Annotated in this window: 19 protein-coding genes; 9 read left to right on the top strand and 10 right to left on the bottom strand. The window is 64.4% G+C overall.

The window, feature by feature from the left end:
• Window positions 1–243 precede the first annotated feature (243 nt).
• The 4 genes from HV798_RS22215 to HV798_RS22200 all read left to right on the top strand — a co-directional run bounded on the left by HV798_RS22215 (window position 244) and on the right by HV798_RS22200 (window position 4,045).
• Window positions 244–2,343 (top strand): TonB-dependent receptor, encoded by a 2,100-nt coding sequence (locus tag HV798_RS22215; protein WP_175194831.1) that lies wholly within the window; start codon window positions 244–246, stop codon window positions 2,341–2,343.
• Between the two features lie 114 nt (window positions 2,344–2,457).
• On the top strand, window positions 2,458–2,619 hold the full coding sequence (locus HV798_RS22210) for a transcriptional regulator (protein WP_217481190.1): 162 nt from the start codon (window positions 2,458–2,460) through the stop codon (window positions 2,617–2,619).
• Between the two features lie 12 nt (window positions 2,620–2,631).
• Entirely contained in the window at window positions 2,632–3,348 is a 717-nt protein-coding gene (locus HV798_RS22205) for a hypothetical protein (RefSeq protein WP_246289036.1), read from the top strand.
• The gene (locus HV798_RS22200; RefSeq protein WP_175194833.1) at window positions 3,341–4,045 is read left to right on the top strand and encodes an RES family NAD+ phosphorylase; all 705 of its coding nucleotides are present in this window, start codon (window positions 3,341–3,343) and stop codon (window positions 4,043–4,045) included. Before HV798_RS22205 ends, HV798_RS22200 begins: the two co-directional genes overlap by 8 nt.
• Window positions 4,046–4,135: 90 nt before the next feature.
• On the opposite strand, the gene HV798_RS22195 is transcribed toward HV798_RS22200, so the two are convergent.
• The 4 genes from HV798_RS22195 to HV798_RS22180 form a co-directional block, all read right to left on the bottom strand.
• Window positions 4,136–5,125: a Bug family tripartite tricarboxylate transporter substrate binding protein gene (locus HV798_RS22195; RefSeq protein ID WP_175194835.1), complete on the bottom strand. Its 990-nt coding sequence runs from the start codon at window positions 5,123–5,125 to the stop codon at window positions 4,136–4,138.
• A gap of 210 nt (window positions 5,126–5,335) precedes the next feature.
• Window positions 5,336–6,328 (bottom strand): LysR family transcriptional regulator, encoded by a 993-nt coding sequence (locus HV798_RS22190; RefSeq protein ID WP_175194837.1) that lies wholly within the window; start codon window positions 6,326–6,328, stop codon window positions 5,336–5,338.
• 69 nt (window positions 6,329–6,397) lie between these two features.
• On the bottom strand, window positions 6,398–7,546 hold the full coding sequence (locus tag HV798_RS22185; protein ID WP_175194838.1) for a CaiB/BaiF CoA transferase family protein: 1,149 nt from the start codon (window positions 7,544–7,546) through the stop codon (window positions 6,398–6,400).
• Window positions 7,543–8,343 (bottom strand): enoyl-CoA hydratase, encoded by an 801-nt coding sequence (locus HV798_RS22180; RefSeq protein ID WP_025140949.1) that lies wholly within the window; start codon window positions 8,341–8,343, stop codon window positions 7,543–7,545. The genes HV798_RS22185 and HV798_RS22180 overlap by 4 nt, the downstream gene beginning before the upstream one ends.
• A gap of 239 nt (window positions 8,344–8,582) precedes the next feature.
• Between HV798_RS22180 and HV798_RS22175 the strand changes: the two genes are divergently transcribed.
• Window positions 8,583–9,428 (top strand): dienelactone hydrolase family protein, encoded by an 846-nt coding sequence (locus HV798_RS22175; RefSeq protein ID WP_175194840.1) that lies wholly within the window; start codon window positions 8,583–8,585, stop codon window positions 9,426–9,428.
• Between the two features lie 11 nt (window positions 9,429–9,439).
• On the opposite strand, the gene HV798_RS22170 is transcribed toward HV798_RS22175, so the two are convergent.
• Complete coding sequence (locus HV798_RS22170; RefSeq protein WP_175194842.1) at window positions 9,440–9,820, bottom strand: tautomerase family protein; 381 nt, start codon at window positions 9,818–9,820, stop codon at window positions 9,440–9,442.
• Window positions 9,821–9,904: 84 nt separating this feature from the next.
• Between HV798_RS22170 and HV798_RS22165 the strand changes: the two genes are divergently transcribed.
• A complete protein-coding gene (locus HV798_RS22165) occupies window positions 9,905–10,762 on the top strand; it encodes a LysR family transcriptional regulator (RefSeq protein ID WP_175194844.1) in 858 nt (285 codons plus the stop codon).
• A 46-nt stretch (window positions 10,763–10,808) separates the two neighbouring features.
• Here HV798_RS22165 and HV798_RS22160 read toward each other — a convergent pair whose 3' ends face one another.
• Window positions 10,809–11,246 (bottom strand): rhodanese-like domain-containing protein, encoded by a 438-nt coding sequence (locus HV798_RS22160; protein WP_175194846.1) that lies wholly within the window; start codon window positions 11,244–11,246, stop codon window positions 10,809–10,811.
• Window positions 11,247–11,371: 125 nt separating this feature from the next.
• Between HV798_RS22160 and ftrA the strand changes: the two genes are divergently transcribed.
• Both ftrA and HV798_RS22150 read left to right on the top strand, forming a co-directional pair.
• Complete coding sequence (gene ftrA / locus HV798_RS22155) at window positions 11,372–12,379, top strand: transcriptional regulator FtrA (RefSeq protein ID WP_175194848.1); 1,008 nt, start codon at window positions 11,372–11,374, stop codon at window positions 12,377–12,379.
• A 29-nt stretch (window positions 12,380–12,408) separates the two neighbouring features.
• On the top strand, window positions 12,409–13,179 hold the full coding sequence (locus HV798_RS22150) for an APH(3')-II family aminoglycoside O-phosphotransferase (protein WP_175194959.1): 771 nt from the start codon (window positions 12,409–12,411) through the stop codon (window positions 13,177–13,179).
• A gap of 6 nt (window positions 13,180–13,185) precedes the next feature.
• On the opposite strand, the gene HV798_RS22145 is transcribed toward HV798_RS22150, so the two are convergent.
• The 4 genes from HV798_RS22145 to HV798_RS22130 form a co-directional block, all read right to left on the bottom strand.
• A complete protein-coding gene (locus tag HV798_RS22145; RefSeq protein WP_175216502.1) occupies window positions 13,186–13,707 on the bottom strand; it encodes a hypothetical protein in 522 nt (173 codons plus the stop codon).
• A 118-nt stretch (window positions 13,708–13,825) separates the two neighbouring features.
• The gene (locus HV798_RS22140; RefSeq protein WP_175194852.1) at window positions 13,826–14,752 is read right to left on the bottom strand and encodes an alpha/beta hydrolase; all 927 of its coding nucleotides are present in this window, start codon (window positions 14,750–14,752) and stop codon (window positions 13,826–13,828) included.
• 54 nt (window positions 14,753–14,806) lie between these two features.
• Window positions 14,807–15,664 carry an alpha/beta fold hydrolase gene (locus tag HV798_RS22135; RefSeq protein WP_175194854.1) on the bottom strand — a complete coding sequence of 286 codons (858 nt, stop codon included), beginning with the start codon at window positions 15,662–15,664 and terminating at the stop codon, window positions 14,807–14,809.
• Between the two features lie 16 nt (window positions 15,665–15,680).
• Window positions 15,681–18,758 carry an autotransporter family protein gene (locus HV798_RS22130; protein WP_246289033.1) on the bottom strand — a complete coding sequence of 1,026 codons (3,078 nt, stop codon included), beginning with the start codon at window positions 18,756–18,758 and terminating at the stop codon, window positions 15,681–15,683.
• A 468-nt stretch (window positions 18,759–19,226) separates the two neighbouring features.
• Here HV798_RS22130 and HV798_RS22125 point away from each other — a divergent pair, with 468 nt between their 5' ends.
• A complete protein-coding gene (locus HV798_RS22125) occupies window positions 19,227–20,873 on the top strand; it encodes a sensor domain-containing diguanylate cyclase (protein ID WP_246289031.1) in 1,647 nt (548 codons plus the stop codon).
• The last annotated feature ends 28 nt before the right edge of the window (window positions 20,874–20,901 follow it).

Genomic DNA, 20,901 nt, shown 5'->3' with positions numbered 1-20,901 from the left:
TCAATGCGGATGAGGACCGTCGCGAATTCGCGAGGATCGGCGTTGCCGCGATGCGGGGCCGCGGCCTCATGCAAAAGGAGGGGGCAGACGCTTGTGGCCGCGTGCTGGGACGGTGCGAACGAGGCCTCGTTGTGACGCTGCAACAGAAATCAGGGAATCCCATTAAATGCGAATAATCTCATTTACTAATAAGATTCATTATCGATATCATCGCGGCTCGATAAAACCTACACACTGCTCGCGATGTCTTCGTTTCCTGTCCCGCGCGCCCTGATCCTGGGCGCCGCGTTTGCCTTGCCATTCCCCTTTTCTGCCCTTGCCGCCGAGCCGGCGCAGCTGGCGCCCATCAGTGTCGAAGGCGCCAATGCCGACGACCCCCGCCTGCCCGAAACGTCCACCGCCACCCGCACCCAGACCCCGGCCCGCTACGTGCCGCAGGCCATCGACAGCGTCAAGGTCGAGAACCTGCAGAACTACGGCATCCGCACGCTCGGCGACGCCCTGGCCGGCATACCCAACGTCACCAACGCGCAGGACACGCGCTTTGACTCGCTGCGCATCCGCGGTTTTGATGCCAGCAACGACTTCTACCTGGACGGCATCCGCGACGACAGCCAGTACGTGCGTGACCTGCACAACATCGAACGGATCGACGTGCTGAAGGGCCCGGCGGCGGTGCTGTACGGCCGCGGCAGCCAGGGCGGCATCGTCAACCGCGTCAGCAAGGCGCCGCAGCCGGGCCGCGAATCCACCTTCGAAGCCCAGGCCGGCAGCTGGGACCTGCGCAGCGTCTACGGCGACCTGAGCGCCGACCCCACCGACCACGTCAGCGTGCGCCTGAACATCGGCCAGGAAGAGACAAACAGCTTTCGCCACAAGATCGGCGGCACCCGCCAACTGGTCGCGCCGTCGCTGAACTGGCGCATCACGCCCGACCTGGACTGGCTGGTGCAGTACGAATACAGCCGCTACGACCGCACTCCCGACCGCGGCATTCCCAGCGTCAACGGCCGCCCGGCCGACGTGGGCCGCAGCACCGTCTACGGCAATCCCGACCGCGACTACATCGACGACCGCGCACAATCGTTCCGTTCGCGCCTGTCGTACGCGCTGGCCCCGGGCTGGCAACTGCGCTACACGCTGGCCGTGTTCGCGCTGGACAGCGAGTTCGACAACACCTACCTGACGGGCTACAACGCCGCCACCCGCAAGGTCGCGCGCACCCGCTGGCAGCAGGACCTGTCCACCCGCAACCTGACCAACAACCTGGAAACCGAAGGCCTGTTCCATACCGGCAGCATCGAACATCGTGTGCTGTTCGGCGTCGAACTGGCCAACCAGGACCGTTCGCCCAAGCTCTACACCACCGCCACCCGCGGCCCCGGCGCGCAGGCCGTGCCATCGCTGGACCTGTACGACCCCGACCTGTCGCAGCAGCACAATGGCGCCATGGCGATCAGCAGCGACGCGCGCCACAAGGTCAAGAGCCAGGGCTACTACGTGCAGGACCAGATCAAGCTGGACGACGCCTGGCAGGTGCTGCTGGGCCTGCGCATGGACCGCTTCAGCATCGATTCCACCAACCGCCTGCTGGACGCCTCGGCCAACCGCGACAGCCACGGCCTGAGCCCGCGCGCCGGGGTGGTGTGGACGCCGGTACGCGACCATTCCTTCTACGCCTCGTACAGCAAGACGTTCTCGCCCACGGGCGGCGGCACCATCGGCATCACGCCGAACGCACGCGGCAACACCAACGACCTGGACCCGGAACACACGCGGCAGTACGAAGTCGGCGTCAAGAGCGACTGGCTGGACGGCCAGTTGAGCACCACGCTGGCCCTGTATCAGCTGGAGCTCTACAACCGCCGCACCACCGATCCGGTGGACCCGACCATCGTGCTGCTGACCGGCCTGCAACGTTCGCGCGGCATCGAGCTGACGGCGGCCGGGCGCCTGACGGGCAACTGGTACCTGCGCGGCGGCATCGGCCTGCAGAACGCATCCATCGTCGAAGACAACAACGGCCTGGCCGGCAACCGCGTCAGCAACGTGGCGCGGCGCAACGGCAGCGTGTTCCTGACCTATAAGCCGGCCGAAGGCCTGTACGGCGAAACCGGCCTGACCTTCGTCGGCCAGCGCTACGCCGACAACGCCAACTCGGCCGTGCTGCCCGGCTACGCCACCTGGGACGCGCTGGTCGGCTACCGCACCGGCCGCTGGGACTGGCGCCTGGCCATGCGCAACATCACCGACAAGGGCTATTACGCCTCGGCCACCAGCGCCGGCCAGATCCTGGTGGGCGAACCGCGCACGGTGGTGGCGACGGCGCAGTACCGCTTCTGATCGGGGCGGTTCCGACAAGACGGACGGGCGCTTCGGCGCCCGTTTTTTATGGGACGTTTTCCGGCTTGTTCAGGCTTTGCCGATGAACGAACATGGCACAGTGATGGAGAACGAATGATGCGAAGCAGGGCCAATGACGAGGCGATGGCCGAGATGTACCGCGCTGACCCAGCTTTTGCGCTGATGTTGGTCAATAGCATTCTCGAGGATGGCGATGAATGGGAATTGCAGGTGGTGTCGCACCAGATTCTGCTGGCGATTCGATCGTATTTTTAGGTGATAATGAATATGCTTCTATTCGATAATTCCCATCACCATGAAGGCGCGTCCATGAGCGTCGAGCGGGAGTCTCCCGGCGTTTCCTCGTTTGTCGGCACGCCGAAACAGGCGCAGGCCCGCCTTGGAAAATCGCATGCGGATCAGGTGCTTGTTGTCGAGATCGAGCGCATCAGCACCAGCAAGATGCAAGCGCTGGCTGAAAACATTGCAGTCGTCGCATCTTCGATGTTCGATGCCCTGCAAGTCCGGCAAGACCGTGTATTGCTGGAACAACTGGCAAACGCCCTGGTTCCGCGCAAGCCGGTATCGCCCCGGCTGATCAGGGAAGCCGCCATGCTGGTACAAGCGCGCAAGGCAGTCCTGTCCAGTGGCGATTGGCTCACCGCAGCACAGATTGCCGAGCTTGCCGGTCTGAGCGCTACCAATCCCAGTGCCCAGCCCAACAAGTGGAAGAAGCAAGGGCAGATATTCGCTATTCACCACAATGGCGTTGACTACTTCCCTGGCTTTGGGTTGGCGCGCAATGCCAACTTCCGGCCGGTCAAGGCGCTGGCGAAGGTGATCGACGTCTTTGCGGGGCATAAGGATGGCTGGGGCATGGCCTATTGGTTCATGTCTGTCAGCAGCCTGCTTGGGGGAAAGCGGCCCCGGGATCTGCTGGTCAGCGCCCCGGAAAGGGTGATAGATGCCGCGCGGGACGAAGTCCTGGGGGCCGTGCATGGGTGAGCGTCGCGTGCCAGCCGCGACTGGCAAGAAGCCGCTATGTCGGGCGGGAGCAGAGCCTGGTGCGCTTCCTTCGCCCGATGCCCTGAATGTCACCACCATGCTATTGGCTTCTGGAACGGTGCTGCATCGAATCCATCTGAATCGATATCGCGCAGATCGGTTCAACCGGGGACGGCAAGGCAATGCGCGTTTCAGCCCGATCCGCGATGCACGGGGAAAGCTCATTCCCACGCTTTATGGCGGTTCAAGTATGGATTGCGCCATGATGGAGACGGTATTTCATGACGTTCCACATACCGCGGGTTTAAAGACAGTTGATCGGGCGGCACAGGCCGATCTGACGCACTCTCGCGTTGGAATCACGCGGGATCTGGAAGTCGTCAACCTTGCCAATGTGCCGCTACGCAAACTGGGTGTCAGTCGCAGGCAATTGATTGACACGGGAAGAGACCATTACCCGGCCACGCGAAACTGGGCTGAAGCATTGCATCAAATCTGCCCGCAAGCGCAGGGACTTTGCTGGATTTCGCGACAGGACGACACAGGCCGCGCCGTGATGCTATTCGGTGACCGGATTCCTTTTGGGGTGTTACGTGCACAGGGCGACTCGCGCAGCCTCGTGGATGATCCCGACGCCCGTGACGCAGTGCTTGATCTGGCCGAGCGACTTGGGGTGGCGATCGTTGCGAGAGACTAGGCAGCTCGGGTCCGAGTTGCCCAGGTTCAGAACCCTTCTATCCCGCGCCTGCGCGGCGGCCCAGACTGCGAGAGCCGGGGCCGCTCAAACTTACTGCGGCTCGATCTTCGCGTCGATCGCGCGCTGGGTCCAGATCTGGCGTTGCGATTGGGCAAACGCCTGGTGTTCTGCCAGCGTATTGGGCGCGACCTGCATGCCCAGGGTCTCGAATTTCGCCACGCTGTCGGGTTCCTGCAAGATCTGCGTGATTTCCCGGTTCAGGCGTTCGACCACGGGGGCAGGGGTGCCTTTCGGGGCGGCTACGCCAACCCATACCACCAGGTCGAAGTTCTTGTAGCCCAGCTCGGCCAACGTCGGCACCGCAGGGAAGTCTTTGGACCGCGCCTGGCCCGTGAAGGCAATGCCGCGCAGCTTGCCGCTGTGCATGAACGACGTCACGACCGACAGGTCGGCGAACAGGTAGTCGACATGGCCGCCCAGCAGGTCGGTGACGGCGGGCGGCTGGCTCTTGTAGGGCACGGCGTTGGCGGCGGCGCCGGCCACGCTGTTGAAGGTGGCGCCGGCGATCTGGCTGGTGGGCGAGCCGTAGGCGTAGTTCAGCGGCTTGTCGCGGGTGGCCTGCACCAGCTTGGACACCGAGTCGTAGGGCGAGTCTTCGCGCACCACCAGCATCATCGGGATGGTGGCGATACGGATGACGTGGATGAAATCGCCCGTCGGGTCATAGGGCAGCTTGCGAAACAGGGCCGGCGTGGCCGAGTGGGTCGAGCTGCTGGTCAGGATCAGCGTGTAGCCGTCGGCGGCGGCGCGGGCGGCGGTCGACGAGCCGATGGTGCCCGAGGCGCCGGGCTTGTTCTCGATGACGATCGGCACGCCCAGGCGCGGACCGAGCTTTTCGGTCAGGATGCGCGCGCTGGTGTCGGTGGCGCTGCCGGGCGAGAACGGCACGACGATGGTGATGGGCTTGCTGGGGTAGGCGTCTTCGGCCTGGGCGGCGCCGGGGCCGGCGAAGGCGGCCAGGGCCAGGGCGCAGGCGGCGGCGAACAGGCGCGGGCGGCTGCGGTCCGGAATGGGGGTCATGAAAGTCTCCTGTGTTTTTTCTTGGGGCCCGGCCGTGCGTCGAACCGTCTGCGGGTGGCCCGCGCCGGGTCGCCTGCGGGTCGTCCAGGCCTGCGCCATGATGCGGCCGCCCGGCTTATCCCAACAAGGGACTAATTTTCATAGACCTATTCCGTATCCCGATAAGTGACGGGTCTGGCGGCGATGCCGCGGCGGCAAGGCCGGCCGCGGTCAGCCGTTGTCCGACGCGCTGGCCGAAGCGCTAACCGACGCGCTGACCGAAGCGCCGTCTGGCGCCTCATCGAACCGCGTCGGATCCGGCGCGGCCTCGCGGGCCTGCAACGTCGTTTCCAGGCTGGCCAGAAAGGCGCTGGCGGCCAGCGGCAGCCGGGCGTTGTGGCGCTGGATCAGCCACAGCGCGTGCCCACGCTGGTCCGCGCCGCCAATGGGCGCGGTGCGCAGGCCCAACTGTCGGGCAAAGGCGCAGACGTAGCCGGGCACCACGGTGATGCCCAGGCCGGCGCGCACCAGGTTCAGCACCGACGTCAGCATGCCGGCCTCGATGCCCGAGCGAAACTGCAGATCCAGTTCGCCGCTGATGCGGTCCACGGCGCGGCGCACGCTGTAGACGTTGCGCAGGGTGATGTGTTCATACGCGGCCAGGTCGGCCCAGCGCACGCTTTTCTTGCGCGCCAGCGGGTGGTCGGGGGCGCAGACTGCGTGCATCGCGTCGCGGTAGATCACCCGGGCGGCCAGGCCGTCGCCCGCGATCTCGGTGGACACGATGCCGAAGTCGGCGTGGCCGTGGCGCACGTGCTCGATGGTTTCGTCCGTGTTCAGTTCGAACAGGTCCAGCTTCACGCCCGGATGGCTGCGGTGGTAGCGCGCGATCACGTTGCCCAACAGGCCCACCATCATCATCGGCGAGCAGGCCACGCCCACCGTGCCGCGCTCCAACGCCCGCATGCCGGACATGCTGCGTTCGGCGGCGCGCACGGTGCCCAGGATTTCCTGGGCATAGGCGTAGAAGTCGGCCGCGCCCTCGCACGGCGTGACGCTGCGGGTCGATCGCTCGAACAGCGGTTGGCCGACCTCGGCTTCCAGTTCGGCGCACAGCTTGCTGACGGCCGATTGCGTGATGAAGGCCGCGCGGGCGGCAGCCGTGAAGCTGCGCAATTCATACAGCGCGCAGAACGCGCGCAACTGCTTCAAGGTGATATTCATGGTCGGGGCGGGCAGGGGACAGGCTTGCGGCGGGCCGGGAGCGGCAGGTGTCGCCGCACCCCGGCAGGCCTATTGCCGACCGAGCATATCCCGATCCGCGTCCTGGCGTGGCGCCAGGCTGCGAATCGACCCCGGCGTACGCGAAAAACGCACCGGAATGGACGTGGCCGTCAGGGTGCCTTCGGTGGGGTGCTCGACCTGCTGGAAAAAGCCCGTGGCGGCCAGGTGCGGGTCGTCGAACAGGGCGTCGGGCGTATTGACCCGGGAATGCGGAATGTCGGCATCGGCCAGCCGCGCCAGCCAGTCGTCGGTGGTGCGCAAGGCCACGATGGCGGCCAGGTCGGCGTACAGCGCGTCGAAGTGGCGAGCGCGGGCGGGCGGGCTGGCGTAGCGCGGGTCGGCGGCCAGGTCGGCACGTCCGGCCAGCGCAAAGAAGCGCTGCCATTGCGCATCCGTATAGGGCAGCAGCGCCAGGTGGCCGTCCAGGGTGCGGTAGGGCCGGCGTTCGGGCGACAGTACCCGGCGGTAGCCCATGTCGCCGCGCGGCGGGTCGAAGGTGCGTCCGCCCATATGCTCGATCAGCGTGAACGACACCAGCGTCTCGAACATGGGCACCTCGATCGCCTGGCCGCGCCCGGACTTCTCGCGTTCGTACAGCGCCATCGGAATCGCATAGGCCAGGGTCAGTCCGGCCACCTTGTCGGCCATGATGGTGTTGATATAGGCGGGCGCACCACTGTTGCGGCCTTGCAGGTCGGCCAGGCCGCTCATGGCCTGGATGATGTCGTCGAAGGCGGGCTGCGCGGCATACGGCCCGTCCTGGCCAAAGCCCACCGCCGAACAGTAGATCAGCCGCGGGTTGCGGGCGCAGAGGCTGGCGGCGTCCAGCCCCACCCGCGCCAGCGCGCGCGGCCGCACGTTCGAGATGAACACGTCGGCGCCGTCGACCAGTTCCAGCAGGCGCTGGCGGTCGTCGGGGTGCTTGGCGTCCAGCGTGACGCTGCGCTTGTTGCGGTTCAGGTTCAGGTACGCGGCGCCCATGCCGGGCGAGGCGGCCGGCACCGAGGCCCGGAACACGTCGCCTTCCGGGGACTCGACCTTGATGACGTCGGCCCCCATGTCGCCCAGGATCTGCGTGGCGTACGGACCCATGCCGACCGAGGTCATGTCCACCACCCGCACGCCGGCCAGCGGGCCGGTGGCCGGGGCGGCGGTCATTGCGCCTCCGGGGCGCGCTTGCGGGCCAGGAAGGGCGCCATGTGACGGCGCGGTTCGTCGGTGGTGAAGGCGTTGCCGAAGGCGTCGACGCTGCGGTCCAGCCCGGCTTCAAGGGTGGACGTCTCCCAGTAGCGCAGCAGCGCCTTTTGCGAGCGCACGGCCAGCGGCCCGCTGGCCGCGATGGGGCCGACGGTGCGCTCCACCAGGGCGTCCAGCGCTTCGGCGCCAGGTTCGCACAGGAATTGCAGGAATCCCCAGCGCAGCGCCTGGTCGGCGTCGACAGTGGCGCCGGTCAGCAGCAGCCAGTTCGTGGCGCCCGGGCCGATCAGGGCGGGCAGCAGCACGGCGTGGATTACCGACGGAATGCCGACATGCACTTCCGGCATGCCGAACACGCCATCGCGCGACCCCAGGCGGATGTCGCAGGCCGCGGCCAGTTCCATACCGGCGCCCAGGCAGAAGCCGGGCAGGCGGGCAATGGTGGGCACCGGCACGTCGCGCACGGCGTCGCACAGGTGGCGCAGGTTGGTGATGAAGGCGCGGCCGCCGGCCGGGTCCAGTTCGGCCATTTCATAGATGTTGGCGCCGCCGACAAAAGCCTTGTCGCCGCTGCCGCGGATGACCAGCGCGCGGGCGTCGGGCTGTGCGGCGATCCAGCGCACGGCCTCGGTCAGGCCCAGGGTGACGGGCGTGGCCAGGATGTTCAGGCTTTTGGCATCGTGGATCTGCAAGGTGTACACGCCGCGCTCGTCGCGCTGGACGAGGCTGTGGGCAAAGGCGGGAATGGGGGCGGTCATGGCAAGTGTCTCTTTCGTGGAATCGTTGGCGTTGCCAGCCATCCTAGGCCCGGTCGTTGATCACGACAAACAAGTAATTTTCATGGAATAAGTCTGAAGTGGAATGAATCGGCGGGGTGGGTTCAAGGCAATGGCGAACCGGCCGCGGCGGGAGTAGTCTTGCCGCTACCCGGGCGACGAGCCTGTTCACGACGAGGGTCTACATGGGTGCTCTGACAAGAATCGCGATGATCGCAAGCGTGAGTCTGCTGACGGCCTGCGCCGCGCCACCGCCCAAGCTTGCCGCCAACGAAAGCGTCGAGAAGGTCCCCGTCAAGGTCGCGCTGGAAAACGGCGGCACGGCCTCGGGCGATCTGGTAGTGACCGTGTTCACGCCCGCTGGCGCCGGCAAGCATCCGCTGATCGTCATCAACCATGGCCGGGCGGGCGACCCGGCCGGCCGCGCCAAGCTGGGCCGGGCGCGCTACACGTCGGCCTCGCAGTTCTTCGCGGATGCGGGCTTCGTGGTGGCCGTGCCGGTGCGCCTGGGCTACGGCGCCACCGGCGGCCCCGACCTGGAAACCAGCGGCCCCTGCGGCGACCGCCGCTTCACCCCCATGTTCGACCGGGCCGCCAGCCAGATCAGCCAGGTGGTACAGGCAATGTCGCAACGCCCGGACGTGGACGCCTCGCGCATCGTCGTGCTGGGCCAGTCGGTGGGCGGAGGCTCCACCGTGGCGCTGGCGGCCCAGAACCCGCCCGGGGTCAAGGCCGCCATCAACTTCGCGGGCGGTTCAGGCGGCGATCCCGTGCGATCGCCCGGCAAGCCCTGCGGCCCCGACCGCCTGCAAGCCACCTACGCCGCCTATGGCCAGGCGACCCGCCTGCCCATGCTGTGGATCTACACCGAAAACGACCTGTACTGGGGCCCCGACTGGCCCAAGCAGTGGGTCGCCGCCTACAACCAGGCGGGCGGCCACGCCACGTTTGTGCCGATGGGGCCGGATGGCGAGAACGGGCATAGCCTGTTTACCCATTCGCTGCAGAAATGGAAGCCTATCGTGGCGAAGTTCTTGCGCGAGCAGGGGTTTTCGATGGGGGAATAGCGGGCAGGCGATCAGGCATATTGCGCGAGGCCATTGCCCATCGACCAGTTCTCTTTGGCCACCTCCACCAGGTTCACGAACACGTCTTCCGGGCGAATGCCCGGGCTTTCGGCGAGCAGTTCCGCCGTGCGCGCAAACAACGCTTTCTTCTGTTCCAGCGTGCGGGTGTTGTTGGCGGTGATCTGGATGAGCACCAGGTCATCGCTACGCGCAACGCCCAGGTACGACTTGCCATAGCGGAAGTCCGCCGCGTCATGCTGGGTAATGGTCATGAACTGGTCGTCTTCGGGAACGTTGAAGGTGTCGCGCAGCGCGCGATAGACGCTGTCGAAGATGGCCTGTCTGTAGGCGTCGCTCTTTCCGGTGCGCATTGAGATATGAACGAGTGGCATGTTGGGGTTCTCCTTGGGTTGGACCGCTCCATACTAATCATTCTGATACGCTATGGATGTTTATTTCAACGATAAATATCTGAAATGACTGCGCAATCGCTTGACCTCGATGCCGTGAAAGCCTTCGTCCGCATCGTAGAGCTGGGAAGCTTTACCCGGGCCGCCGAGGCGCTGCAGACGACGCAGGCCGGCATCAGCCTGAAGCTCAAGCGGCTGGAAGACCGGCTCGATACCCGGCTGATCGAGCGCACGCCCCGGTATGTCGAGCTATCCGCAAGCGGGGCAATGTTTCTGGAACATGCGCGTGAACTGCTGGCGGCCCATGACCGCGCCCTGGCGGCATTTTCCAGCGCTCGGCAACGAATCACGGTCGGCATCAGCGATCACGTTGCGGGGCCGGAACTGCCTGCGTTGATCGCACGCATGAACGCGCAAGATCCCGAGTTGTTGATCGACATCCGGATCGGATCGTCCGGCGACCTGCTGCAAAGCTTCGACCGCCGCGAACTCGACACGGTCATCGTCCGCCTGAATGCCGGCCGCAGCGATGGGACCCTGATTGCCGAAGAAAAACTGGGCTGGTTCGCCGCGCCCGGCTGGCAATACCGAGCCGACGAACCCCTGCCTCTTGCCACCCTGGCAGAGCCTTGCGGAGTTCGTGCGCTGGCCGCCAGTCTTCTGGATGCCGCGCACGTCCCCTGGCGAGAAGTCTTTGTCGGCGGCGGCGTGGCGGCCGTCGCGGCGGCGGTCATGGCGGGATTGGGCGTGGCCGCGCTGGCGCCGAGGATGCTGCCATTCGGCGCCGTGGATATCGGCGCGAAACTCGGGCTGCCCGAATTGCCGTCTCTGCCCGTCGTGCTTCACACCCGAAGCCAGGATGCCCGCACACAAGACGCGCTGGCTGCACTTTCCGCTGCGTTTCGCAGCGTGGTGCGCGGGTAGCCGACGCAACCTGCATCGGCCCGGATCGTCGTCCCGCGCCGGGCCATCAACCCGGTTGAGCGGTTTCACTGCGATGCGCCGCAACGCCCGTCGCCAGCGCGAAGCCTTCATCGAGCCACCCGGTAATCCCGCCGATCATCACCTTCACCGGCCGCCCCAGCTGGGCAAACCGTATTGCGCCCCGTGTCGCGCCGTTGCAGTGCGGCCCGGCGCAGTACGTCACAAACAGCGTATCCGCCGGGTAGTCCACGAGTTTGGACTCGACGATCTTGCCGTGCGGCAGATTCAGCGCGCCCGGCACGTGGCCCTGCGCATACAGCGCCGGGCTGCGAACATCCAGCAGCACGAAACCCGGCGCGCCGCTGGCCAGCGCGCTGGAAACATCGGAACAATCGGTCTCGAACTGCATGGCCGCACGAAAATGGGCCAGTGCAGTTTCGCTCTGGGCGGCGGGGATGGCGGTGACGGCGTTGGGGGTCGACATGGTTGAACTCTGCGGGAAGGGGTCGTTGAAACGGTGCCTGGAAAACCAATCCAGTGACGTCATTCTGGCCGTTGGCCGCCATTCGCAGTAGTGGCGTAAATGCCATTCTTCGGTAACATCACGCCATGGCTAATCATCTTGTCGTCGCGCTGGCTTACGACCGGCTCTGTACCTTCGAATTCGGCTGCGTCACCGAGCTGTTCGCGCTGGAACGCCCGGAACTCGGCGTCGACTGGTATCGCTTCGCCGTCTGCGCCAGCGAACCGGGCCCGCTGCGGGCCGCAGGCGGCATCACGGTCGCCGCACCCTACACATTGAAGATGCTGGACCGCGCCGATACGATCGTGGTGCCCGGTTGGCGCGACGCCGACGAACTGCCGCCCGAGCCACTGCTCAAGCGCATCCGCCAGGCCTACCAGCGCGGGGCGCGGCTGTGCTCGATCTGCTCGGGTGTGTTCGTGCTGGCTGCAGCCGGTGTGCTGGACGGCAAGACCGTGACCACCCACTGGCGCTACGCCGCCGCGCTGCAGCGGCGCTATCCGAACGTGCGGGTCGAGCCGGACGCCTTATATATAGACGAAGGCCAGATCATCACATCGGCGGGGTCCGCGGCGGGGCTGGACATGCTGCTGCACCTGGTGCGGCGCGATTACGGCGGCGCCGTGGCCAACCGGGTCGCGCAGCGGCTGGTGGTGGCGCCGCACCGAGAGGGCGGCCAGGCGCAGTTCGTGCCGCGCCCGATGCCCCAGGACGACAGCGGACGCCTGACCAAACTGATGGACTGGATGCGTCAGCATCCCGCCTTGCCGCACACGCTGCGTTCGCTGGCGGAACGCGCCGCGATGAGCCCACGCACGCTGCAACGGCAATTCCACGATGCCACCGGCATGGCGCCGTATGAATGGCTGGTGCGTGAGCGCGTGGCGGCGGCGCGAGACATGCTGGAAGCGCAGACGGCCTTGCCGATTGGACGGATTGCGGAGCTGGCGGGGTTTGGGTCGGAAGAATCGATGCGCAGGCACTTCAGGCGGATCGTGCTGACGAGTCCCGCGGCATATCGGGATAAGTTTGGCCGGGGTGCGGCGCCGCTGAAAGACGAGGGTGGCGACGATATACGGCTGCGCGCAACGTAGATTCCGCCGGAAGATAACAAGTGGACGACATGCATATCCCCGAAACATGGCAGCAAAGACTGGCTGGCGCGGTCATCGAACGACAAGTCATTGGAGAGTCCGGAGCGGAAGTCTTTCGCATCCATTGCGATGACGGGCAAGCGCTATTCCTGAAGTCCGAACCTGCGGGCCAGTTGAGTGAGCTTCCTGGCGAAGTCGAACGCCTTCAGTGGCTGCAACGGCTGGCCCTGCCTGGGCCGACCGTGGTCGGTTTTACGACGGATGACAACCGCCACTGGCTACTCATGACTGCCGTTCCCGGGCGCGATCTGGCCAGCGCGGATGACCTGTCTTCCGCTCAAATCGTGGATGTTCTGGCGAAGGCACTCCGTCGTCTCCACCAGGTGCCGATCGCAATGTGTCCGTTCCACCACCCCCTGGAGGAACGTATCGCTGTAGCCAGAGATCGTGTGAACCAGGGACTCGTCGACGAAACGGACTTTGACGACGAACGCCAGGGGCAGAGCGCTTCGGATGTGCTGGCGGATCTGTTGTCGACGCGTCCGCTGGCCTGCGATCCTGTCGTGACCCACGGTGATGCTTGCCTGCCCAATTTCATGGCAGCCGGCAGCGCTTTCACGGGCTTCATCGATTGCGGCCGCTTAGGCGTCAGTGACAGATACCAGGACCTTGCACTGACTGCACGAAGCATCGCGCGCAATCTCGGGCAAGCATGGGTGGCGCCATTCTTTCGTGAATACGGCGTGGAACCCGACCACGAACGCATGGCGTTCTATTGTTTGCTGGATGAGTTTTTCTGATTGCCGTTATGTCGGGGTTCGATCAATCGGATCACGTCGCAGCAATAGCGCCGAGCGGATCTGAGATTGCCTGAAGGAACTGCCCGGAAACGACCGGGGGAAGTTGCGTGCGTCTATCGCTTTCCGGAGCTCGCTGGAGATGGATTTCTGAGCAAAGTGAACCTGACAAGGTGTTGCGTTGAACAGCTGCAGCGCAAGCCGAGCTATCTCGGCACTCTTGTCTTTGCCGCACCTGATATACAGGGAGATCAAATCCAATTGATCTGTCGGCTCTGAATAGGTGTCCAAGGCCATTACGGTGGCGTCGCCAATCTCGAACACATAGACGTCGCCGCGACCCACTCGAGCACTGTCTTCAAAGTACCCGGAGATGATGGGCAGTAAATCGATATCTGCGCCTAAAGCATCGAATAGTGCCTGCAGGTCGGGATGCAGAGCGACCGGGTCATCGCTGTCTTCTGACCACAGAACAAGATCTCCCATGGAAACGCACAGCTCGAATTCGGTCGCCTGGATTTGTGGGTTCATGATGTCCGATGCAAAGCGCAAAACCGTAGTCTGACACTTTTTCTGAAACACGAAGCAGGAAACGAGAGCCGGTAGCGCGGATCGCTGGCCGACCCGCCGTGTCGTGCGCGCTGATGATTCAGCGCACTGGCAGCAGATATTTCAATCCCTGCGTGAAGCCTCGTGGCGCGACGGTGAGATGATCTTCGTCGTTCAAGACCACCGACTCAAGTTTCAAACCTGGGTATTTTCTGCTTTGCAGCGTCTTTTCCAGGGCTCGGTTGTCGGCGACCATGTCCACCGTCTGGTTGTAGCGTCGATCCCCCTTGCGCAAGGCTTCGTAGGCGCCGACATAAAGAAAGACTTTCGCCTTGAGGTCTTGATTGCGCTTGGCGTAGTTTGCTTCGACCTTCAAGATATGCCGCTTGTCGTACCAGAGCGACGGACTGCCGAGGATATAACCGCTGAACAAGTCAGGTTCGGTGAAAAGAATCTGCGTCCCCAACAGGGCGCCGTACGAGTGGCCCAGGAAGATTGCCGTGGCGGGGTCGGTCCGATAGCGAGCGGTGATGAAGGGTTTGACCTGGTCGCGAAGGTATTGTTGATAGGCTTGCGAATGGCCGTGGATTGAACCGGCAACGTCCGTGCTCGGGCCGTTGGCTGTCGGTGTGTAATCCCGCCGACGGCTGGCTCCGCCGTCCTCGCCTTTTCCATACGACAGGCCGACGAGAATGAACTCCTCGATCTTGGGGCCCTCGACATTCAAGCGGCGCGCAAGCTGGCGGATGATCGGGAAGGCGTAGTCGGCGTCGGTCACATACAGCACCGGGTAACGCCGCTGCGGCTGTTTGGCATAGGACGGTGGCAACGCAACGAAGACCTGGTAGCCGCGCTGGGAAACGGGATCAGGCACGTCCCATACTTCGCTGTCGGCGATCTCGTAAGGATGCCCGTTGCCAGACTGCACCTTTGGCGTCGGCGGAACCTGGGCCTGCGTCGAAGCGCCAAGGGTCCCGAAGCCGATCGTCAGGGCGATCACCAGCGCGTGCGGAAAGTGTCGAGGCATAGGTATTCTTCGTCGAAGAGAGAAACCGTAGTCTGACACTAAATTGCGGCCACACTAAATTGCAGCCGCCAGAAATCCTCCAATCAACGCGACCGTGGCGTCGGGGCTTTCTTCCATCAACCAATGCCCGGCATCCGGGACCACTTCACCGCGTACATTCGTCGCGGCATTGCGCATGACGATCGCCATGTTCTCGCCGAAGGACTTTTCTCCGCCGATGGCGAGCACGGGCATGGTGAGTCTGGTTTTGGATAGTTCGATATTGTCGGCGACGTCTTTCTGGGCGATGGCGTTGAATTGCGCGAAGGCAGCGCGCATCGCGCCCGGCTGGGAATAGAGTTCGGCGTAGTGGCGTCGCGTCGCCTCATCGATTTTCGAAGGCGTGCCGGCAAATTCGTTCCAGAATCGGTCGAGATAGATGCGTTCTCTGCCGGCGACCAGCCGCTCGAAATCCGGCCCGCCGGCATTGAAGTGCCACAACGCGGGCCACAGGATGATCTGGTCCCAAGGCGCAATGCCAGGCACTGGCGCGTCCATCACGACCAGCTTGTCGACTTTGTCGGGGTAGCTCGCGGCATACGCATAGGCGACCATCGTGCCAATGTCATGGCCGACAACGGCAGTCTTGTCCTGCTTGAACGCCGTAACGACCGCACGGATGTCGACAGCCTGTGATTTCTTGTCGTAGCCGCTGGCGGCCTTTGACGAATGCCCCATGCCGCGCAGGTCTGGCACGATCACCAGGTGCGTCTTGGCAAGGTTTTGCGCGAGCGGGCCCCACATGTCGCCGGTATCTCCGAACCCATGGATGAGCACCACGGCAGGCCCCGAGCCGCCGGACCGCACGAAAATGCGCTCACCATCGGCCAGGGTCACGGTCTGGTTCTTGAAGTGGCTGAAGTGATTTTTCATATCGGTACTCCGAATATCACCAGGTGTACTTCACGCCGATCCGCCCGACATACTGGTGGTAGTCCTGCGCGCCCCAACTGCCCGACGCGTTGACCCACCCCGCCCAGCCCTTGGTGAAGTCGCCATGGACGCCCACTTTCAATTCATAGCGGTCCTTGGGATACAAGCCACCGACGGGCAGTTGGTTGAACGACACGGAACTGTCGACGCTGCTGTGCCACCAATTCACGGTCGCGAAAGGTTGCGCCTTGCGGTTGTTGCCCAGGTCCAGCGTGGTGAAGGTGCGTACCCCCAGGCGGGTGATGGTGCCGCTGGAGTCGGCGCGGTCTACCCGGGTGCCGTTCTGTTCCGTGATGCTGTCGGTGTTGCTGTCGACATAGATGATCTGGGCCTGCGGCTCCAGCATCCAGTTTTCCCGCAGCTTGAACGCGTAGCCGGCTTCCGCGGACACCGCCCACGCTTGAGAGTCGTAGTCGACTCGTGGCAGGTCGGTTCCTTGCACCCGGTTGTTGAACCAGCCGTATTGGAACCAGGTGTCCACGTAGGCGCCCAGTTTGGTTTCGTCGTTTTGAAACCAGGTGCCGTACAGGCCCGCGCTGTATCCGTTGACGCGTCCCTTGGCCTTGTAGGGGTTGCCGTCGGCGCGGGCGGTGCTGTCGGCCGTGCCGTAGCCCAGCATGGCCCCCAGATGCAGGCGATCCGTCTCTGAAAACAGTTTCCACTGCGCAAGATCGCCGCCGCCCTGCAACAGGAACAGGTCGGTGCTGACATCAAAATTGCCGTCGCGGCTGTGGCTGCCTTCCCATTTGCCCACCGCGCGCAACCAGATCGATTTGCGCTTGCTGTCGTCATTCGGAAACGCTTGTGACTCGATGAACTGCGGTTCTCCCAGCCGGTCGTGCATGCTCTGCACGAACATCTGCCCGACCAGGCGCTGGTTGGCCAGGTACGCCGCGACTTCGGGCCGGTACAGTGGTTCGGGATCGGGCGTGGGGCCGGGTGGGGCAGGGGGCACGGGCGGTTCCGGTTCCTTTTCAGACCGCAGGTACCAGCTCTGATCGGCGGGGGCCGCAGCAGAGCCCTGGTAGAGCCGATATTCGTAGGGGCCTGCGACGGCCCGTCCGGTCAAGGAAAACGCGGACGCCTGGGTCGTGGCCCCGTTGATGGCGTCGACGACCTTGATGCCGGCGGCCGTAGTCAAGGCCCCCGGCCCGCCGGCATTGGCAATGCGTAAGCCCGTGGCGCCTGTCGCGGCGCCGCCGTCGATGACCAGCCGGTCCGAGGGGGAACTGTCGTCCCCCAGATAGGTGTTCAAGCCGATCAGGCCCCCCCCAGATCCGGTGTAATTGGCGGCGGTCAATGTCTTGAAAGCGCCCGACGACGGCGCCGTGAACAGAATCTGGCTGGCGTTGTTCGTCAGCGAGGTCACGTTCGAACTGCCGGACATGTTCCAGACCGTGCCATTGCTCAGCGAAACGGTGGATGTGGTGCCGGCCTCGGTCAACGCCGACCCATTGAGCGTGGCCCCGGACGCGTTGATCGTGGCGACACTCGTCGGCCCCGCCGCGGGCGCGCTGACGGCGCCTGGCAGAACCGTGACCCCCACCCCGGAAAGCCCCGTCGAGTTGACCCCGGTGGCGGTCGTCCCATCCGGCGCCGCCAGCGGATTGGCTGTGAGCGTCGAGGTGCCGATCACATGCAGCCAGCGCGGCGCGCCCGTCACTTGCGTGCCCGTCAACGTGACTTGCGCGGTGCCGCCGTTGACGGCGATGGCGTCGGATTGCGCGCTGCTCAGCGTGCCGCCCGTCAGGGTCGCGGTGGCCGTGACCCCCGCATCGCTGCTTAGTCCCAAACCCGTCGCGTCGACGCCGCTTGCCTGCAAGGTGGCATTGCTGGCGTTCAAAGTGCCGTTGATCACACGCGCGGCAAACGCGCCCTGGCCGCTGGTGGTGACCGACGTGCCATCGACAGAAAGGGTCGCCAGCGCGCCGCGGGCGTACAAGCCGTGGGAATTGGCGCCTTGCGTCTGGACGGAGCCGCCGGTCAGACTCAGGGCCACATTGTCGGTGGCCGTCGTGCCCCAGGCCGTCGCGCCGGGCGCATTGCTGTTTGTGGACAGCGCCGTGACGTTGGTCCCGATCACGCGCGAGTTCGCGCCGTAACTGAGCAAGTTGTAGCCAGAACTGCCCTGGGTCGTGACGCGTGCATCCTGCAGCGTGATGGTCGACCCCATGACCGCATAGGCGCCGTAGCCCGGCGCCCCAGAGGTGGTCACCGCCACGTTCGATGCGGTGATCGTGCCCGCGTTGGCGAACAGGCCGCTGCCGCTGGCGCCCGCCGTGGTGATGGTGGTGCCGTTGATCGTGGCGTCCGAGCCGATGGCGCCCACCCCGTAGGCCACGTCGCCGGCGGTCGAGATGGTGCCGCCCGTGACCATCAACTTGCCGCGCACGCCATTCAGGGCGTTGGCCAGCGCCCCATAGGCGCCATAGGTGCCGGTGCCGTCCCGATAGGCGTTGCCCCGCGTGGAGATGGCAACGTTGTTGAGCGTGACTTGACTGCCGAAGGCATAGGCGCCCGTCGCGCCCAGGCCTTCCGTGAGGATGGTGGCCTGGGTCAGGGACATGCTGCTGTTGTGGCTGGCGACGACGCCGTAAGACCCGACGGGCAGGCCGCCGACGATGCCGTAGCCGCCGGTGGTATGGATGTTCAGCCCGCCGGCCGACGTCGCCGATACCCCGGTGTTCTGCGTCCACAGCGCGGCTGCCGCGTTCCCTGTGGTCGTGATGGACGCTGTGATGCCGGGCGCGGCGCCGCTACGGAAGGTGATCGTTCCGCCTGTGGCGTAGATGCCGAACGCATTGAAGTTGCTTGCCGAGAATGACACCGATCCGGGGCTGGGGCCCGCTGCGGGATCGACGATCAATGTCCCGCCGGACACGGCCGATGACGTCCCTGGCGTGGTGATCGTGGTGCCGCCCACCACGGTGGTGGTGCCGCTGCCCACGTTGACGGGCGTGCCGATCGGTCCGGGACCGACCGTCTGCGCACAGACATCGTTTACTGCGGGTAATAGCGACCCCGTGGCGACCACGGGATATAGCCAGTGCAGCGCAGAACGCCGCGGAAATAATGAGCCTGATACTAACCAGCGTTTCATAGCGACACTCCAGAAGTTGCGATAGACAACTCATACGGTCAGACTTGATGAAACTGGCAATATCTGTAACTAGGCGAAAAGGCTAACACATGGCGGGGGGAATGGTCGCAAAAAAGAGACTATTGGATCGGCCCGCGTATATTCTCGGTATCTCACTGTTAAGTATTGTCAATAAAAAAAAACGAAGCCAAGCGGCTGCGATATGGTGTCGGTGCTTGTTCCTGCTCCAGCGAGCCGATAAATCCGACGCGAGACGCGTCGGTGCACCTATCGCGATATTTTTGAATATCGCCTGGGAGAATGGGCAGAACGGGTCCACGCTCATCCTGCTGCCTGGAGCGAGAAAGTCACACATACCGAATAAAGCGCTTTTCGACGATTGGCGAGGCGAGGGAGAACGACGTGTTGCTGCAGCAAGGCGGGCGTGAACAACAGACGTGGCGCACCGTGCGCCGCGTCACGCTGGGTTTCGCCGTCGTCTGGCTGGCGCTGGTGGCCGGTCTGGGATGGTGGATTTCGCAGGGGATCGTGTCGGCGCAATTGGCGAGGTCCGCGGCTAGCGCCGAATACGAAGCGAAAACGACTGCGCGCGTCATGGACCGGCTGTTTACCGAGATGGCGAGCGTGGCCAATATGGTGGCGCGGCAGGGCCTGGTGATTGAACTCGCCATGCGTTATCGCACGGATCCCCCTGGGGCCGCCGCGCTGACACGGCAGCAGCGCGCTGCGCAGTTTGCGAGCGATCCGCTGGTGCGCAGAGTCGGCGATTTCATGAACGCGCTGGCCAGTGACCTGCGCTACGCGCGCATTTACATGAATAACATGTCGGACGACACCGTATCGGCCAGCAATTGGGCCGAACCCGACAGCATCGTGGGCATGATCTATTCGGGGCGGCCCTATCTGATTGACGCGCTGCGTACCGGCAATGGCCATTATTTCGGTATCGCGCGTTTGAATAAATCCCCATCCTATTTCGTGGCCAGTCGTATCGAGGACGCGAACGACGTGCCGTTGGGTTCCGTCACGGTCAAGTTCGACGCGCCAGAGGTCGCGCTGTATTTGACAGGGCGCCATGTCGCGCTGATCGTGAATCGTCAGGGGCGGGTGATCACGGCGTCGTCAGAGCCGTTCATGCTGCGCAATGTCGCGGCGCTCCTGCCGCCAGGCATGGTGCTGGCGCCGGATGGTGAAGAAGAGCCAGGCGAACGCATGGACGTGCGCCCGGCAGGCGACTCGGACCTTGCCGACCAATGGCTCATCGACGGCAGGCCTTATCTGCTGAGGCGCCAGCCGTTGTCGGGTACCCAATATCAGCTGCTCACGCTGGCGACGCTGGAACACCTGGCTCCCATGCGCAGGCAGCACTTTTGGATCGCCGGGTTGGTTGCGGTGGTCGGCCTGGTCCTGATTCTGCTGACAGGCCATGTCGCTAGCCAGATCGTCATGCGCCGACAGGATGAACGGTATGCCGCCAACTATGACGCGCTGACCGGCCTGCCGAATCGACGCGCGGTGTTGGCTGAATTGGAGCGGTTGTTTGCGCTGGCGAAGCGGACACAGCAATGGGTTCTGGTAGCGTTTATCGATCTGGATGGGTTCAAACCCATCAACGACACCTATGGGCATGAGGCCGGCGACAGATTCCTGATCGAGGTGGGCCGGCGTATGTCGGCCGGTCTCCGTGCGAGCGACATGCTGGGTCGATGGGGCGGCGACGAGTTCGTTGTGATTGGACTTGTGGATCCGTCCAGGTCCGACAATCCGCAAAGGGTCGTCGACGAGATGCGCAACCGGCTGGCGCAGCCGCTGATCGGTACCTACACCGCCGCCGAGTGCAGTTTCCACTATCGAGGTGCAAGCTTTGGCATCGTCACCGTGGATCCCGCCGTCAGTTCGTTGCAAGCCGCCCTCAAGCAGGCTGATCAGCTTATGTATGCAGACAAACAGGCACGGCGGGCGCAGCAGGCTGTTAAAGGGGGGCAGGCGGGTGAATCTGCGAGAAGGCCGGATACAGACTTGGATGTGGAGGTGCTGAATAAGGTGTGATGTCGGGGGGCAAGAACCGACAGCCCTG

Source organism: Achromobacter deleyi, from assembly GCF_902859705.1.
In the GTDB taxonomy this organism is placed as follows: domain Bacteria; phylum Pseudomonadota; class Gammaproteobacteria; order Burkholderiales; family Burkholderiaceae_B; genus Achromobacter; species Achromobacter deleyi.
The sequence above is the reverse complement of the archived record's forward strand: the minus strand, read 5'-3'. Positions and strand labels throughout refer to the sequence as shown.

What these genes read in the sequence shown, in the direction of transcription:
- HV798_RS22215 (WP_175194831.1), top strand. Translation starts at nt 244, where the DNA reads ATGTCTTCGTTTCCTGTCCCGCGCGCCCTGATCCTGGGCGCCGCGTTT.
- HV798_RS22210 (WP_217481190.1), top strand. Translation starts at nt 2,458, where the DNA reads ATGATGCGAAGCAGGGCCAATGACGAGGCGATGGCCGAGATGTACCGC.
- HV798_RS22205 (WP_246289036.1), top strand. Translation starts at nt 2,632, where the DNA reads ATGCTTCTATTCGATAATTCCCATCACCATGAAGGCGCGTCCATGAGC.
- HV798_RS22200 (WP_175194833.1), top strand. Translation starts at nt 3,341, where the DNA reads ATGGGTGAGCGTCGCGTGCCAGCCGCGACTGGCAAGAAGCCGCTATGT.
- HV798_RS22195 (WP_175194835.1), bottom strand. Translation starts at nt 5,125, where the DNA reads ATGACCCCCATTCCGGACCGCAGCCGCCCGCGCCTGTTCGCCGCCGCC.
- HV798_RS22190 (WP_175194837.1), bottom strand. Translation starts at nt 6,328, where the DNA reads ATGAATATCACCTTGAAGCAGTTGCGCGCGTTCTGCGCGCTGTATGAA.
- HV798_RS22185 (WP_175194838.1), bottom strand. Translation starts at nt 7,546, where the DNA reads ATGACCGCCGCCCCGGCCACCGGCCCGCTGGCCGGCGTGCGGGTGGTG.
- HV798_RS22180 (WP_025140949.1), bottom strand. Translation starts at nt 8,343, where the DNA reads ATGACCGCCCCCATTCCCGCCTTTGCCCACAGCCTCGTCCAGCGCGAC.
- HV798_RS22170 (WP_175194842.1), bottom strand. Translation starts at nt 9,820, where the DNA reads ATGCCACTCGTTCATATCTCAATGCGCACCGGAAAGAGCGACGCCTAC.
- HV798_RS22165 (WP_175194844.1), top strand. Translation starts at nt 9,905, where the DNA reads ATGACTGCGCAATCGCTTGACCTCGATGCCGTGAAAGCCTTCGTCCGC.
- HV798_RS22160 (WP_175194846.1), bottom strand. Translation starts at nt 11,246, where the DNA reads ATGTCGACCCCCAACGCCGTCACCGCCATCCCCGCCGCCCAGAGCGAA.
- ftrA (WP_175194848.1), top strand. Translation starts at nt 11,372, where the DNA reads ATGGCTAATCATCTTGTCGTCGCGCTGGCTTACGACCGGCTCTGTACC.
- HV798_RS22150 (WP_175194959.1), top strand. Translation starts at nt 12,409, where the DNA reads ATGCATATCCCCGAAACATGGCAGCAAAGACTGGCTGGCGCGGTCATC.
- HV798_RS22145 (WP_175216502.1), bottom strand. Translation starts at nt 13,707, where the DNA reads ATGAACCCACAAATCCAGGCGACCGAATTCGAGCTGTGCGTTTCCATG.
- HV798_RS22140 (WP_175194852.1), bottom strand. Translation starts at nt 14,752, where the DNA reads ATGCCTCGACACTTTCCGCACGCGCTGGTGATCGCCCTGACGATCGGC.
- HV798_RS22135 (WP_175194854.1), bottom strand. Translation starts at nt 15,664, where the DNA reads ATGAAAAATCACTTCAGCCACTTCAAGAACCAGACCGTGACCCTGGCC.